At 71.0% G+C, this 13314-nt stretch carries 14 protein-coding genes; 2 read left to right on the top strand and 12 right to left on the bottom strand.

The genetic code is table 11. The annotated features are described in order from the left end of the window. Entirely contained in the window at nucleotides 1-1383 is a 1383-nt protein-coding gene (gene lpdA, locus EDD29_RS15775; RefSeq protein WP_123665137.1) for a dihydrolipoyl dehydrogenase, read from the top strand. 26 nt (nucleotides 1384-1409) lie between these two features. After that, a complete protein-coding gene (locus tag EDD29_RS15770; RefSeq protein ID WP_123665136.1) occupies nucleotides 1410-2165 on the top strand; it encodes a 2-oxo acid dehydrogenase subunit E2 in 756 nt (251 codons plus the stop codon). A 56-nt stretch (nucleotides 2166-2221) separates the two neighbouring features. Here the strand turns inward: EDD29_RS15770 and EDD29_RS15765 are convergent, their stop codons facing one another. The 12 genes from EDD29_RS15765 to EDD29_RS15710 all read right to left on the bottom strand — a co-directional run bounded on the left by EDD29_RS15765 (nucleotide 2222) and on the right by EDD29_RS15710 (nucleotide 13308). Next, nucleotides 2222-3892, bottom strand: coding sequence for an FAD-binding protein (locus EDD29_RS15765; protein ID WP_123665135.1), 1671 nt, complete (start codon nucleotides 3890-3892; stop codon nucleotides 2222-2224). After that, nucleotides 3889-4131 (bottom strand): biotin/lipoyl-containing protein, encoded by a 243-nt coding sequence (locus EDD29_RS15760; protein WP_123665134.1) that lies wholly within the window; start codon nucleotides 4129-4131, stop codon nucleotides 3889-3891. Before EDD29_RS15760 ends, EDD29_RS15765 begins: the two co-directional genes overlap by 4 nt. Continuing rightward, complete coding sequence (locus EDD29_RS15755) at nucleotides 4124-5119, bottom strand: alpha-ketoacid dehydrogenase subunit beta (RefSeq protein ID WP_123665133.1); 996 nt, start codon at nucleotides 5117-5119, stop codon at nucleotides 4124-4126. Before EDD29_RS15755 ends, EDD29_RS15760 begins: the two co-directional genes overlap by 8 nt. After that, nucleotides 5112-6116: a thiamine pyrophosphate-dependent dehydrogenase E1 component subunit alpha gene (locus EDD29_RS15750; RefSeq protein ID WP_123665132.1), complete on the bottom strand. Its 1005-nt coding sequence runs from the start codon at nucleotides 6114-6116 to the stop codon at nucleotides 5112-5114. The genes EDD29_RS15755 and EDD29_RS15750 overlap by 8 nt, the downstream gene beginning before the upstream one ends. A 1-nt stretch (nucleotide 6117) precedes the next feature. Next, nucleotides 6118-6519, bottom strand: coding sequence for a 2Fe-2S iron-sulfur cluster-binding protein (locus tag EDD29_RS15745; RefSeq protein ID WP_123665131.1), 402 nt, complete (start codon nucleotides 6517-6519; stop codon nucleotides 6118-6120). Between the two features lie 30 nt (nucleotides 6520-6549). Further along, a complete protein-coding gene (locus tag EDD29_RS15740) occupies nucleotides 6550-7941 on the bottom strand; it encodes an aromatic ring-hydroxylating oxygenase subunit alpha (RefSeq protein ID WP_123665130.1) in 1392 nt (463 codons plus the stop codon). 140 nt (nucleotides 7942-8081) lie between these two features. Next, nucleotides 8082-8348, bottom strand: a complete 267-nt coding sequence (locus EDD29_RS15735; protein WP_123665129.1) for a ferredoxin — start codon at nucleotides 8346-8348, stop codon at nucleotides 8082-8084. Further along, a complete protein-coding gene (locus tag EDD29_RS15730; RefSeq protein ID WP_123665128.1) occupies nucleotides 8345-9649 on the bottom strand; it encodes an NADH-ubiquinone oxidoreductase-F iron-sulfur binding region domain-containing protein in 1305 nt (434 codons plus the stop codon). The genes EDD29_RS15735 and EDD29_RS15730 overlap by 4 nt, the downstream gene beginning before the upstream one ends. Beyond that, nucleotides 9646-10035, bottom strand: a complete 390-nt coding sequence (locus tag EDD29_RS15725; RefSeq protein ID WP_123665127.1) for a Rieske (2Fe-2S) protein — start codon at nucleotides 10033-10035, stop codon at nucleotides 9646-9648. The genes EDD29_RS15730 and EDD29_RS15725 overlap by 4 nt, the downstream gene beginning before the upstream one ends. Next, nucleotides 10035-11183 carry an amidohydrolase family protein gene (locus EDD29_RS15720; RefSeq protein WP_123665126.1) on the bottom strand — a complete coding sequence of 383 codons (1149 nt, stop codon included), beginning with the start codon at nucleotides 11181-11183 and terminating at the stop codon, nucleotides 10035-10037. Before EDD29_RS15720 ends, EDD29_RS15725 begins: the two co-directional genes overlap by 1 nt. 40 nt (nucleotides 11184-11223) lie before the next feature. Then, nucleotides 11224-12297: an amidohydrolase family protein gene (locus EDD29_RS15715; RefSeq protein WP_123665125.1), complete on the bottom strand. Its 1074-nt coding sequence runs from the start codon at nucleotides 12295-12297 to the stop codon at nucleotides 11224-11226. Between the two features lie 108 nt (nucleotides 12298-12405). After that, nucleotides 12406-13308 (bottom strand): alpha/beta fold hydrolase, encoded by a 903-nt coding sequence (locus EDD29_RS15710; RefSeq protein WP_123665124.1) that lies wholly within the window; start codon nucleotides 13306-13308, stop codon nucleotides 12406-12408. Nucleotides 13309-13314 lie beyond the last annotated feature (6 nt).

Raw genomic sequence — 13314 nt, 5'->3', positions numbered from 1 at the left:
ATGGGCAGTTTCACGGCGGATCCGTTCGATGTCGTGGTGGTCGGGGGCGGGAGCGGGGGGTACGCGACGGCGCTGCGGGCGGCGCAGCTCGGGCTCGAGGTCGCGCTCATCGAGAAGGGCGAACTCGGAGGGACGTGCCTGCACCAGGGGTGCATTCCGACCAAGGCGCTGCTGCACGTCGCGGAGGTCGCCGACCAGGCGCGGGAGGGCGCGGCGATCGGTGTCAGGGGGACGGTCGACGGGATCGACATGGCGGCGGTGCGGGGTTTCAGAGAGGCGACCGTGGGTCGGCTGCACAAGGGGCTGCAAGGGCTGGTCGGGGGCGCCCGGCGGATCACGCGGGTCGCGGGGGAAGGGCGGCTCGTCGACGGGCGGACGGTCGAGGTCGGCGGGGTCCGGTACACGGGGGCGAACCTCGTGCTGGCGACGGGGTCGGTCGCGCGGACCCTGCCCGGGGTGGAGATCGGGGGGCGGGTCCTGACGAGCGCGGAGGCCCTGGAGCTGGACGAGGTGCCCGGCCGCGTCGTCATCATCGGCGGAAGCGTCATCGGGGTGGAGTTCGCGAGCCTGTGGCGCTCGTTCGGGGCCGAGGTGACGGTGGTCGAGGCGGCCGCGAGGCTGGTGCCCGCGGAGGATCCGGCGATCTCGCAGCAGCTCGGCCGGGCGTTCCGGCGGCGCAGGATCGCGGTCCGGACCGGGGTCTCGGTCACCGCGGTCGAGCAGCGCGAGGACGGGGCGGCCGTGGTCCTGGGCAACGGCGAGAAGCTGGAGGCCGACCACGTCCTCGTGGCCGTCGGACGCGCCCCCTTCACCGACGGACTCGGGCTCGCGGAAGCGGGAATCGACACCGACCAGGGCTGGGTGAGGACCGACCGGTCGCTCGCCACGGGCGTCCCGGGCGTCTACGCGGTCGGCGACCTCGTCCGCGGACCCCAGCTCGCCCACCGCGGCTTCGCGCACGGCATCTTCGTGGCCGAGCGGATCGCGGGACTCGATCCCGAGCCCGTCGACGACCTGGGCGTCCCCCGCGTCACCTACGGCGATCCCGAGATCGTCAGCGTCGGGCTCACCGAACCGCAGGCCGTCGAGGAGTTCGGCGCGGCGGAGACCGCCGAGTACGACCTCGGCGGGAACGGGCGCAGCCAGATCCTGCGCGCCGCCGGAATGGTGAAGCTCGTCCGGCGGCCCGGCGGCGCGATCGTCGGCGTGCACATGATCGGCGCCCGGCTCGGCGAGCAGTCCGGCGAGGCCGCGCTGATCGTCAAGGCGGGACTGACCCCGGAGTACCTGAGCGGGCTCCTCCACGCCCATCCCACCCAGAACGAGGCGCTCGGCGAGGCGGCGCTCGCCCTCGCGGGCAAGCCGTTGCACGGCCACGCCTGACCCCCCGACGAGAAAGACAGGAAGCCATGACCACGACCGCCCCCTTCACCCCCTCCCCGCTGCGCGGGACGACGACCCGGCTGTCCCGGTTGCGCAAGATCATCGCGACCCGGATGATGGCGTCTCTTCAGACGTCGGCCCAGCTCACCACCGTGGTCGAGGTCGATGTCACGGGCATCGCCGAACTCCGTGCCGCCCACAAGGACGCGTTCCTCGCCAGGGAGGGCGTGAAGCTGTCCTTCCTCCCCTTCTTCGCCAAGGCCGTCGTGGAGGGCCTGCGCGTCCATCCGGTGATCAACGCGGCGCTCGACATCGAGGCGGGCAAGGTGACCTACCCCGACGGGGAGCACCTGGGCATCGCCGTGGACACCGACAAGGGCCTCTTCGTGCCCGTCCTCCGGGACGCGGGTGCGCGGTCCATCGCGGAACTGGCCCGCGGCATCGACGACGTCGCCGCCCGCACCCGCGCAGGCACGATCTCCGCCGACGAGCTGTCCGGCGGCACCTTCACCATCACCAACACCGGCAGCCGGGGCGCCCTGTTCGACACCCCCATCATCAACCAGCCGCAGTCGGCGATCCTCGGCACCGGCGCGGTCGTGCGCCGCCCCGCCGGCGTCCGGGACGCCGACGGCGCCGAGTCCATCGCGCTGCGCTCGATGGTCTACCTCGCGCTCACCTACGACCACCGGATCATCGACGGCGCCGACGCGGCCCGCTTCCTCACCTGGGTCAAGGAACGCCTCGAAGAGGCCGACTTCACCGCCGACCTCACGGCCTGACGACAGCGGAAAGCCGGGGGAGGAAGTCCTCCCCCGGCTCTGCGCGTGCGGTTCCGCTAGGAGCCCGAGGCCATCGCGTGCCGGGCCGAGATGTACCCGTACACCATCGAGTACGCGATGCTCGCGCCCGCGCCCAGATAGTGCCGCCCGGTCACCGTCGCGGTGCCGTTGCCGGTCGCGTACAGGCCCGGGATGGGCGCGCCGTCCTCGCGCAGGACCCGCCCGTGCTCGTCGCCGACCAGGCCGCCGCAGGTGCCGACGTCCGCGGGGAACAGCTCGAACGCGTAGTACGGCCCCTCGGTGAGCGGCCCGACGGACGGGTTGATCCGGTATCCGGGGTCGCCGAGGCAGTCGTTGTAGGCCGACCTGCCCCGCCCGTAGTCCGGGTCCTCGCCCTTCTCCGCGTAGGAGTTCCAGCGCTTGACCTGCGCCGTCAGCCCCGCCGCGTCGATGCCGCAGATCCCGGCCAGGTCCTCCAGCGTGTCCGCCTTCTTGACCAGGCCCTTCGCCAGCCACTCGGCGGGGATCTTCCCGACGTTCAGGGAGCGCCGGTGCGCGTACCGCCTCCGGTAGCCCTCGTCGAAGACCACCCACGCCGGGACCGCCCGCGCGGTCTTGTCGCGCGCGAACATCGCCTTGCCGACCTCGACGTAGGAGTTGCTCTCGTTGACGAACCGGCTCCCCGACGCGTCCACGATGATGGCTCCGGGGCGGTTCCGCGCCGCGTTCAGCGTGTTCACGCCGAGGAGCGGCGACGGTCCGGGCAGCCACCAGGCCTCGTCCAGCAGGTCGGTCGCGGCGCCCAGCCTCAGCGCCGCCTCGATGGCGTCGCCGGTGTCGCCCGGGTTGGCGAACGACCACTCCCCCGTGACCTTCTGGTCGCCGCTGTACCGCTCGCGCAGCGCCTTGTTGTGCGCGAACCCGCCCGCGGCCACCACGACGCCGCGCCGGGCCTCGATCAGCAGCCGCGCGCCGTCCTTGACGACCTCGACCCCGGTGACCCGGCCGTCCTCCACGACGAACTCGGTGAACGCCGCACCCGTCCACAGCTCGACGTCGCGGTCCGCGGCGGCCTTGACCATCTGGGCGACCAGGGCGGTGCCGTTGGTGAGGAGCCTGCGCCCGGTGACCTTCGCGATCGTGGTGCGGGCCTGCACCCGCGCCGCGATGAGGAACGAGCGCAGTGACCGGTTGAAGTACTGCACGTCGCGCAGCTCGTTCGTCTTCACGACGAGCCCGATCCCGGCGGCCATGCCCGGCTGCACCTTGGCCAGCCACGGGCCGAGCTGCTTGCCGTCATAGGGCGGCGGCTCCATCGACCGGCCCTCGGCGCTGCCGCCGGGCTGGTCGGAGTAGTAGTCGCTGTAGCCGGGGCAGCGCACGAGCCGCACACCGAGCCCCGTCAGGAACCGGGTCATGGCCGCGCCCTCGGTGATGAAGGCCCTGCGCCGCTCGACGGTCGAGGCGGGGCCGACGTCGCCGACGGTCGCCTCGAAGTACTGCATGCCCGCTTCGTCGGAGTCCGGCACCCCCTCGTCCTGCATGAGGGGGTTGTTCGGAATCCAGACGACACCGCCGGACATCGCGGTGGACCCGCCGAGGAGATCGCGTTTCTCCAGGACGAGTGCGGTGCCCCCGGCGTCGCGCGCGGCGAGCGCCGCCACCAGGCCGCCGCCGCCGCTGCCGACGGAGACGACGTCGTACGAGTGATCCCAGTGCGTGCTCATGTCTCGATGTAGCCGATCTCGGTTCCCACCGGGTAGGTCTCCTCCGGCTCGGCCGTACCGTGCCGGAGCACGCCGGAGGCGGCGGCCTCGACGTCGACGTCCGTCTTGTCCGTCGCGACCGAGTAGATGTTGTCGCCCTCCTGCACGGTCGCTCCGTCGGGCACCAGCCACTCGACGAACACGGCTTCCTCGACGCTCATCGCGACCTTCGGAATGGCCACCGACACTCGTTCAGACACGTACCGCTCCCATGGTCTTGCGGGCCGCGGCGACGATGTCCCCGGTGCTGAGCGTCACGGCGGCCTCGGACGCGCGGGAGGGGATGGGGGTGAACTTGGCGCCGACCCGCTGGACGGGCTCGGCGAGTTCGTGGAAGAGCTTCGCGGAGATCTGGGCGGCCACCTCGGCGCCCGGCCCCGCCACCGTGGTCGCGGAGTGCGCGACGACGGCTCGGCGGGTCTTCGCGACGGAGGCCAGCACGGTCTCCATGTCGAGCGGCAGCAGGGTCCGGAGGTCCACGACCTCGGCCTCGATGCCGTCCGCGGCGAGGATCTTCGCGGCTTCCAGGGACTGGCTCATCGCCAGTCCGTAGCTGATGATCGTGACGTCCCGGCCGGCCCGCTTCACGTCGGCCTTGCCGATCGGGATCCGGATCCCGTCGCCCTCCGGGACCGGGCCCTTGAGCGCGTACAGGCGCGAGGCCTCCATGAACAGGACGGGGTCCGGGTCGAAGATCGACGACAGGAGCAGGCCCTTGGCGTCGGCCGGGGTGCTCGGGTAGACGACCTTGATCCCCGGCACGTGCATGAACCACGCCTCCAGGGACTGGGAGTGTGTGCCGCCCGAGCCCGTCCCGGCGAAGACCGAGGTCCGCACGGTGATCGGGCAGGTGGTCCGGCCGCCGGACATGTACCGCAGCTTCGCCGCGTGGTTCACGATCTGGTCCATCGCGATGCCGATGAAGTCCATGATCATGATCTCGGCGACCGGGAGGTAGCCCTCCATGCTCGCGCCGACCGCCGCGCCGAGGATCGCGGCCTCGGAGATCGGCGTGTTCATGACGCGGTCCGTGCCGTAGGCGGTGGCGAGGCCGCGGGTGACCGCGTTGACGCCGGCGGCGGGGTCGGCGAGGTCCTCGCCGAGGAGGAACACCCGCGGGTCGGTGCGCAGGGCCTCGTCGAGAGCCTGGTTGATGGCCTCGCGGATGCTCAGTTTCTGCTCAGTCATGGGTGACCACCAATCCGTCGGCGTAGACGTCGAGCTGGATCTCGGCGAGGTCGGGCGCGGGCGCGGCGAGGACCGTCCGCACGGCCTCCTCGACGGCCTGCTCGGCCGCCGCCTTGATCGCGTCGAGTTCTGCCCGGGTGAAGCCGGAGTCGAGCAGCGTGACAGGGAAGGTGACCATCGGGTCGTACTCGCGCATCTCCGCCAGCTGCTCGGCCGGGATGTACTTGGCCGAGTCGCCCGCGTAGTGGCCCTCGAACCTGAAGGTGACCGCCTCGACCAGGGTCGGCCCGCCGCCCGCGCGCGCACGGTCGACCGCCTCCTTGATGACCCGGTAGGTCGCCACGGGGTCGTTGCCGTCCACCGTCACGCCGACCATGCCGACGCCGATCGCCCGGTCGGCGACGTGCTGGATCGCCATCGTCTCCTCGACCGGGGTCATCTCCGCGTAGAGGTTGTTCTGGCAGAGGAAGACCACGGGGAGCTTCCAGGTGGCGGCGAGGTTCACCCCCTCGTGGAACGATCCGGTGTTGGTGGCGCCGTCGCCGAAGGTCACCACGGTGACCCGGTCGCCGCCCTGCTTCTGCGCGGCGAGCGCCAGCCCGACGGCCACCGGCACGCCGGAGCCGACGATCCCGGTCGTCATCATGACGCCGTGGGCGGGGTCGGAGATGTGCATCGTGCCGCCCTTGCCCTTGGAGGCGCCGACGGACGTGCCCAGCACCTCGCCGATGATCTCGGTCAGCGGCACGCCCTTGGCGACGTGGTCGTGCAGGCCGCGGTAGGTGGTGACGAGGCGGTCGTCGGGGCGCAGGGCGAGGCCCAGCGCGGCGGGGATCGCCTCCTGGCCGCGCGAGGGCCAGGTCACGGTGGCGAACTCACCGCGCTTGATGCCGTTGAGCAGCCGCGTGTCGAGCGCCGCCGCCGTGCACATCGTCTCGTAGAGCGTCGTGAGCTGGTCCCTGCCCAGCCCGACCGCTCCGGTATCGGTCACTGTCATGTCATGTTCTTCCTGGTTCGGCCCGGGCTTCGGCGCCCGGGCTGGGGGGAGGCGGTCCGGCGGGGTCCGCGGTGTCTTCGCCGGTGCGGTCGGCGGGGCGGAATCCCTGCTTCTCCAGGACGAGTCCGTCCCCGACGCAGCGCAGCCTGCACCCCAGCCGAATCAAATGATTGCTCCGTAGCTGGGGGCTCATCTTCAGGCTGACGGCGTCGAGCTCGTCCTGCTCGGCCGGGAGCGCGCACAGTTCGCCGTCGAGGATCCGGGTGAAGCAGGACATGCAGTCGGCCTGCCCCCAGCACTGGGTGGGCCAGCCGTGGCCCTGACGCCAAGCCGCCTCGGCCACCGCCTCGCCGTCGAAGACCTCGAACTCGGTGCCCGAGGGCTGGATCCTGACCCACGGCATCGCGCGCCTCCTTCCGTCGTCCGGTGCCGCTCAGGAGCCGGCCGCGAGCCTGCGGTCGAGTTCCTGGTGCATGTTGGCGATGGTGGCCTCCCATTTCTCCGACAGCCGGATCTCCTTCAGCGACCGGTTCTTGATGCCGCGCTGCATCCGCTCGAGGTTGGCGAAGTCCTGGCGCGGGATCAGGCCCCAGTTGTCGGTGTCGTCCTTGTCGAAGCGGCCCGACAGCTCGAGCCGGCCGCGGTCCTCGCCCTCGGGGTAGGTGGTCAGCGACCACACCTCGAACCTGCACCAGTCGGGGTCGTCGTTGTACGGACGGACCCGGTAGGCGAGGCTGTTGGCGTACATCGGCAGCATCAGGTAGTTGGGGAACAGGTGGATGTCCCCACCCCACATCTTGAGCACCTCGGGCGTGCGGTCGGGCGCCGGGATCCCGGCCCCTTCCCAGAAGTCGTACAGCGCGTCGAAGGCCTTGGCGATGTACGCCGGGTCGCTGGTGTCCATGCCGCCCGCGACGCTCTCGAAGACCGTGATGTCGCGTTCCAGCGTCATCGCGTCCTGGCCGGACCAGTTGAGCCTGGCCGCCTGGAGGAAGTCCGGCTTGCCGCCGTAGCCCTCCTTGGCGTCGCCGCTCTGGAACCTGCCGTGGCCGTTGACGAACGGCGTGTAGACCGTGTTCTGCAGGTTGGTCTCGCTGTCGGCGCCGTCCTTGTAGGTGTAGAGCTGCGGGTGCGTCTGCTTGACGTGCCAGCCCTCGAAGAACGCCTCCTGAGCGAGCTTCCAGTTGCAGTTGAGGATGGTCTCCTTCCACCACTTGGCGCGCATCCGCTGGACGCCGTTGCGCTGCAGGATGTTCGCGGCGGGGAAGAGCGCTTCGAGCAGCGGCGGGGCGTCGAGGTCGAGGTTGACCCAGACGTGGCCGCCCCAGGTGTCGCACCGGGCCTCACGCAGCGCGATGTCCTCCGGGCGGACGGTCTCCGCGTCGAAGCCCTCCCGGCCGAACACGTGGGAGATCGAGCCGTCGATCTTCCAGCGCCAGCCGTGGAACGGGCACACGATCTGGCCGCCGGGGAAGCGGCCGCAGCCGCTGCCCAGCTCGGTCGCCCGGTGCCGGCAGGCGTTGTGCAGCGCCTTCACCGAGCCGTCCTGCTGGCGGACGATCAGCAGCGACTGGCCGACGATCTCGTACTCGACGAAGTCGCCGGGGTGCGGGATCTCCTCCTCGCGGGCGGCCATCTGCCAGACGTGAGGCCAGAGCTTCTCCTTCTCCAGCTCGAAGAACTCACGCGAGTGGTAGCGGTCGGCGGGGACCCGCAGCCAGCCGTTCATGGGGAAGGGGATCTTCGCGTTGACTTCGGGGCCGTTCGGACCCGGTGCCAGAGCCGACTCGATGTCCCGCGCGTGCCGCGGATCGGTCACCGTCATGTGCCGGCACTCCTCTCGTTCGGGGTGGATGACCAGGTGAGGGGGTCTATCCCGATGAGACCAAATATTTGCTCTCATTCGGGTGATCTCAACGTAGACCCAGATCACACCTGGGGACAAGGGTGCTTATGGCGCGACCGTTATTCGGCGGAAGATCCCGGCCGGGAGGTGCGCGCGACCGCCGCCTCCCCGCCCGCGAGCAGCGGGACGCGGTCGTCCAGGTCGATGATCGCGTGGGCGGGGCAGTCGAGGAGCGCCCGCCGGGCGGCCGCCTCGTCCTCGGGGGCGATGTCGTTGCCGCCCCTGAGCGTCGGGTAGCCCCAGTCGTCCATGTCGAAGAGGTCGGGGGCGTGCACGGCGCAGGCGCCGAACCCGTCGCAGACCGTCCTGTCCAGCTTGATCCTCATGTCTCCCCCTCCTTGTGCGCGACCACCGCGTAGGGGGCGTCGCCGAGCGCGGCGGCGGCCTCCGGGCAGGTGCCGCATGCTCCGTCGAGATGGCCGTCGACCTGCTTCGGGAACTCCCTGAGCAGGGACGCGGCGACGTTGGTGGCGCCGTCGAGGGTGCCGCAGGCGCCCCGGCCGCGCAGGTCGGTCGCCCAGTGGCGCAGCCGCTCGAGGTCGGCCGCCACGGCCCGGTGGTCCCGCAGCGCGTCGAGCACGGCGGCCATCGCCGAGGTGCCGTTGAAGCACGAGCCGCACTGGCCCGCGTTCTCCCGCGCGAAGTAGTCCATGACGGCCGCCGCGACGGCCACCGGGCAGCCCCGGTCGCCGATGACCGCGATGCCGCCGCAGCCCAGGCCGCTGCCCGCCTCGGCGAACGCGCCGTAGGCGAGCGGCAGGTCGAGGACGCGCTCGTTCATGACGCCGGCGAAGTAGCCGCCGACCAGCGCTCCCCGGACCCCTCCCGGGTCCTCCCCCAGCCAGCCGAGCACGTCGCGGAGCCCGGTGCCGAAGGGGATCTCGTAGAGTCCGTCGCGCGACGTTCCCGACAGGGTCATCAGGAACGTTCCGGGGGAATCGTCGGTCCCGAGCGCCCGGTAGGCGTCCGCGCCGAGCCGCTGGACGGCCGGGAGGTTCGCCAGGGTCTCGACATTGCTCACCAGGGTCGGCCGGCCGCCGACACCGGACTCGAACGGGCGCGGGGGCTTGTCCTGCGGCAGCGCGGGGCCGCCCTCGATGGACCGGACCGCGGCCGTCTCCTCCCCCGCGACGTAGGCGGGCTCGACGCGGTGGATCCGGATCGCGATCTCGTTCCACCCCTCGGCGGGGAAGGCGGCGAGGGCCTCGGCCAGGCTCTCCGCGCTCGCCGCGTCGGAGACGTAGAGGTAGACGTCCTGAGCCCCGACGAGCGCGGCCGCGAGGCGGACCCCGTCGAGGACGAGGTGGGGGCGGTGCCGCATCAGCCAGCGGTCCTTGACGGAGGCGGGTTCGCCCTCCTCCCCGTTGGCGACCAGCACGGGGGCCGCGACGCCCGCGCGCACGGCGCGGACCTTCCTGGCGAACGGGAAGGCCGCGCCGCCGCGGCCGCGCAGCCCCGCCCGTTCGACCGCCCCGAGCAGCGCCTCGGGGTCGCGCAGCGGCGCGTAGCCGCCGCGCGCGAGATACGCCTGGACGTCCTCGCGCCCGGCGGTCCCGAGCAGCCGGGGTTCGGCTCCCGGGTAGACCGCCGTCGCGATGCCGAGAGTCATGTCAGCTGTCGTCGTCATGCCGTCACGATGACCTTGTCGTCTTCCACCCGCACGGGGTAGGTGCGGATGCTCCATTCCGGTTTGACCGCGGTCGTCCCGGTCGCGAGCTCGAAACCCCACTGGTGCCAGGGGCAGTAGATGAACTCGCCCTCGCGGATCTCCTTCGCCCCGCCCGGACGGTCGGGGTCCGCGACGGTCTGGCCCTTGGTCCGGCCGACGCACAGCGGGCCGCCCTCGTGCGGGCAGTAGTTCGCGATCGCGTAGAACCTGCCGTTGACGTTGTAGACGCCCACGCCGTACCTGCCGATCGGGAAGACCCTGTGGTCCCCCGGCTCGATCTCGTCGACGGTGGCGACGATGTGCTCCCGGCCCCGGGCCAGCCGGGGCCGTGTTCCGTCGGTCATCAGTACGCCCTGACCTGCCCGGCGAGCGCGGGGAGACGGCTCGGCAGCCTGAACAGGTCGACGGCGTTCTGGTACATCACCGCGTCGCGCATCGGCTCGGGCAGGTGCTTGGCCAGCCAGCGCGGCTCGTCGAACGTCCAGTGCGGGTAGTCGGACGAGAACAGCATGATCTTGTCCGCCTCCATCCACTCCAGCGCGTTGGTGAGCTCCAGTTTGTCCTCGGGGTAGTCGAGGGGCTGGGTGGTGAACCAGATGTTGTCCTTGACGTACTGCGACGGCTTCTTGGACAGGCCGAGCTCGTTGCCGCGGGCCGCGTGGATCGCGTCCATCCGCCACATCAGCGGCAGGATCCAGGAGAAGGCGTGCTCGATGAAGACGATCTGGAGGGTCGGGAACCGCTCGAAGACGCCGTCGAAGACCAGGCTCATGATCTGGTTCGCGGCGAGCATCGAGTACGTGACCATGAAGTCGTGGTTGTAGGACATGAAGCCGACCGGGCTCATCGGCAGCAGGTTGTGCTTGCCGCGGCCGAGGTGGCAGGCGACGGGGATGCCGTGCTTGACCGCGGCGGCCCACACCGGGTCGTACTTCGGGTGACCCCAGGCCGGGCGCGGCTCGGCGTGGATCAGGACCTGCTTGTACTTCTCGTGCCCGGCCCACTTCTCGATCTCGCGGGCGGCGACGTCGGGCTCGGAGATGTTGGCGCAGATCGAGCCGAAGTAGCGGCCGTGCCAGTTGTTCTCGGGGTCGAGCCAGCACGCCTCCTGCCACAGGTTGGTCGCCGCGGCCATCGCGGAGACCTCCTCGTCGGTGTCGCCGATGCCGCCCGAGGTCGGGCCCAGCATGACGACGTCGGAGCCGGAGTCCAGCACGAGCTGGCGGAACGCCATGTGCGGGTCGGTGCAGGCGAACTCGCCGTCGCTGGGGAAGGAGTCGACGCGCATCGCCTTGGCGAAGTTGAAGTCGGGGGCGTCGTAGAAGATGCCGTTGTTGGCGCCCTCGGCCCGGAGCCGCTGCTCCTTGACGAACTTGGGGTCGAGGAACTGGTGCATCACGCCGCGGCGCGGGTACGGGTGGACGTCGCAGTCGACGACCCGCACGGGCGACATCTCACTGCTGCTCAGTTGGCGGATGTCCATCTGCGTCATGGTCTGCCCTCTCTTGTTGTGTTCTCGTGGGGGAACGCGGTCAGGCGGTCGCGGGAACGGGGAGCCGGTAGAGGTCGGCGGCGTTGCGCCACAGGACCTTCTCGCGCTGCTCGGCGGTCCAGCCGGACGGCAGGGACTCGACCGTCGCGAGCTGCCAGTCCGGATAGCTGGAGCCGAACATGAGCATGTCCTCCTTGCCGGTCATGCGGAGCCACTCCGCGGCGAAGGGGACGTCGCCGGGGGTGTCGAGCAGCCCGTTGACGAAGTGGACGCGCCCCGGCAGGTAGTCGCTGGGCATCTTGGGCGCCCAGGGCGTCTGCTCCAGGTGCGGCCGGCCGAAGGTGTCCATCCGCCAGATCATCGGCGTGAGCATGTCGGCCGAACCGTCGGCGAAGACGACCTTGAGGTCGGGGAACTCCTCGAACACGCCCTCGGCGATCATGTTCATCAGGTGGTAGACGAACGTCAGCGGCTGGAATCCGACGAGCTGCTGGTACGTGCGGGCCGGTCCCGAGGGCGTCGGCGGGTGGGTGATGCCCTGGCCCATCTCCCAGTGGATCGCGACCGGCAGGCCCGCGTCGCACGCGGCGCGCCACAGCGGCTTGTAGTGCGGGCGGCCGTACGGGGCCTGCGTCTGCATCGGCAGGCCGATCTGGACGACCCGGGGGTGCTCCTTCCAGCGCTGGATCTCCTTGACCGCGGAGTCCAGGTCGTTCGGGTTGACGCGGATCGTCCCGAAGTACCGGCCGCCATAGGTGTCGGAGTCCAGCCAGCGCTCGACCAGCATCCGATTCGCGGCCTCGAGGATCGCCGACTCCAGGTGCCAGTCCGGCAGCATGCCGACCGTCATCGGGTGCAGGATCGCGTAGTCGAAGCCGCGCTCGTCGAAGACGGCCCGCCCGGTCTGGTCGGGATCGGAGCCGGGGTGGGCGCCGTCCTCGGGCTTGGTGCCGGGCGCGTAGCGGTTGCCGAGCGGCGCGGTGAACGTGACGTCCGGGGTCGGGAAGCCCCGGCTGGCCCACGGCTCGCCGAGGTACTCGCGGAGGTCGGCGTCCGATCTGAAGAACGGGTGGACGCTGGCGTCGACCTTCGGGTGGCCCGCCGCAGTGGTCATGGCTGCCTCATTCATCTCGGTCATCTTCCTCAGTGGACCAAATTATTGCTCCGCCAGTATGGCTCAAGCGGGTCGCCACGGGAAGACCCCCGGACGGCCCGACACCGGTCACGGCGCGGCCCCCTCGGCGGGCTCCACGGGCTCGTCGATGAAGTCCAGGAAGGTCGGCACGGCCTTCAACCAGGGGTCGAAGATGCCGCCCTTGCCCGCGTCGCGCGCCTCCTGCGCGCGCTCCCAGGCGTCCTCCGGCCACGGCGGCTCGATCAGCCGCGAGCCCCGGATCAGCGCGTGCACCTCGAAGGACGTGCGCTTGGGGTGGTCGATGTCGGCCTCGCCGCCGCGCACGATGAGGGTCGGCACGTCGATGCCGCGGATCTCGTGGTCGGCCACGCCGGGGATCGCCTCGGTCGCCTTGGGGACGTACGCCTCGAACCACCGCCACATGACCCGCTCGAACTCCGCCGCGCCGAGGTCCCGCAGGCGTTGGAGGTTGCGCGGGTTGGCCCGCACGAGGTCGGACCAGCTGCCGGCCTTGCCCTTGAGGGCGAGGATGCCGTCGATGCCGCCGCGCCGGATCGTCCTGATCTCGTCGAGCACGTAGACGCTGGCGAGGCTCATCGAGCTGAACGCGCCGCCCACGATCGACCAGACCAGGAGCTTGCGGACCAGCTCCGGGTACTCGATCGCGAAGACGATCGAGTCACGGGCGCCGCCGGAGCCGCCGAGCACGACCACGGGCCCGAGGCCGAGCCGCGTGACGATGCCCGCCAGGGTCTCGGCCCGCATGTGCGACTCGGACCTGCCGTACAGCTGGACGTCGGACGCGCCGGTGTTCGGCCGGTCCCAGATCAGGACGCGTTTGCCGCGGTCGGCCAGCGCCTCGGCGAACGGGCGCACCCCGGGGTAGTCCTTGCTGAACCTGCCGCCGGGGGTGACGGTGAGGACCTCTCCGTCCTCGGGCCCGATCAGGTCGTAGACGACGATGCCGCCGTTGACCTCTATCTCTGCCATTCCTTC

Source organism: Actinocorallia herbida (assembly GCF_003751225.1).
In the GTDB taxonomy this organism is placed as follows: Bacteria; Actinomycetota; Actinomycetes; order Streptosporangiales; family Streptosporangiaceae; genus Actinocorallia; species Actinocorallia herbida.
This window is presented reverse-complemented; position numbering and strand designations above follow the sequence as displayed.

What these genes read in the sequence shown, in the direction of transcription:
- EDD29_RS15720 (WP_123665126.1), bottom strand. Translation starts at nt 11,183, where the DNA reads ATGACGCAGATGGACATCCGCCAACTGAGCAGCAGTGAGATGTCGCCC.
- EDD29_RS15710 (WP_123665124.1), bottom strand. Translation starts at nt 13,308, where the DNA reads ATGGCAGAGATAGAGGTCAACGGCGGCATCGTCGTCTACGACCTGATC.
- EDD29_RS15765 (WP_123665135.1), bottom strand. Translation starts at nt 3,892, where the DNA reads ATGAGCACGCACTGGGATCACTCGTACGACGTCGTCTCCGTCGGCAGC.
- EDD29_RS15750 (WP_123665132.1), bottom strand. Translation starts at nt 6,116, where the DNA reads ATGACAGTGACCGATACCGGAGCGGTCGGGCTGGGCAGGGACCAGCTC.
- EDD29_RS15755 (WP_123665133.1), bottom strand. Translation starts at nt 5,119, where the DNA reads ATGACTGAGCAGAAACTGAGCATCCGCGAGGCCATCAACCAGGCTCTC.
- EDD29_RS15745 (WP_123665131.1), bottom strand. Translation starts at nt 6,519, where the DNA reads ATGCCGTGGGTCAGGATCCAGCCCTCGGGCACCGAGTTCGAGGTCTTC.
- EDD29_RS15740 (WP_123665130.1), bottom strand. Translation starts at nt 7,941, where the DNA reads ATGACGGTGACCGATCCGCGGCACGCGCGGGACATCGAGTCGGCTCTG.
- EDD29_RS15735 (WP_123665129.1), bottom strand. Translation starts at nt 8,348, where the DNA reads ATGAGGATCAAGCTGGACAGGACGGTCTGCGACGGGTTCGGCGCCTGC.
- EDD29_RS15730 (WP_123665128.1), bottom strand. Translation starts at nt 9,649, where the DNA reads ATGACGACGACAGCTGACATGACTCTCGGCATCGCGACGGCGGTCTAC.
- lpdA (WP_123665137.1), top strand. Translation starts at nt 1, where the DNA reads ATGGGCAGTTTCACGGCGGATCCGTTCGATGTCGTGGTGGTCGGGGGC.
- EDD29_RS15715 (WP_123665125.1), bottom strand. Translation starts at nt 12,297, where the DNA reads ATGACCACTGCGGCGGGCCACCCGAAGGTCGACGCCAGCGTCCACCCG.
- EDD29_RS15770 (WP_123665136.1), top strand. Translation starts at nt 1,410, where the DNA reads ATGACCACGACCGCCCCCTTCACCCCCTCCCCGCTGCGCGGGACGACG.
- EDD29_RS15725 (WP_123665127.1), bottom strand. Translation starts at nt 10,035, where the DNA reads ATGACCGACGGAACACGGCCCCGGCTGGCCCGGGGCCGGGAGCACATC.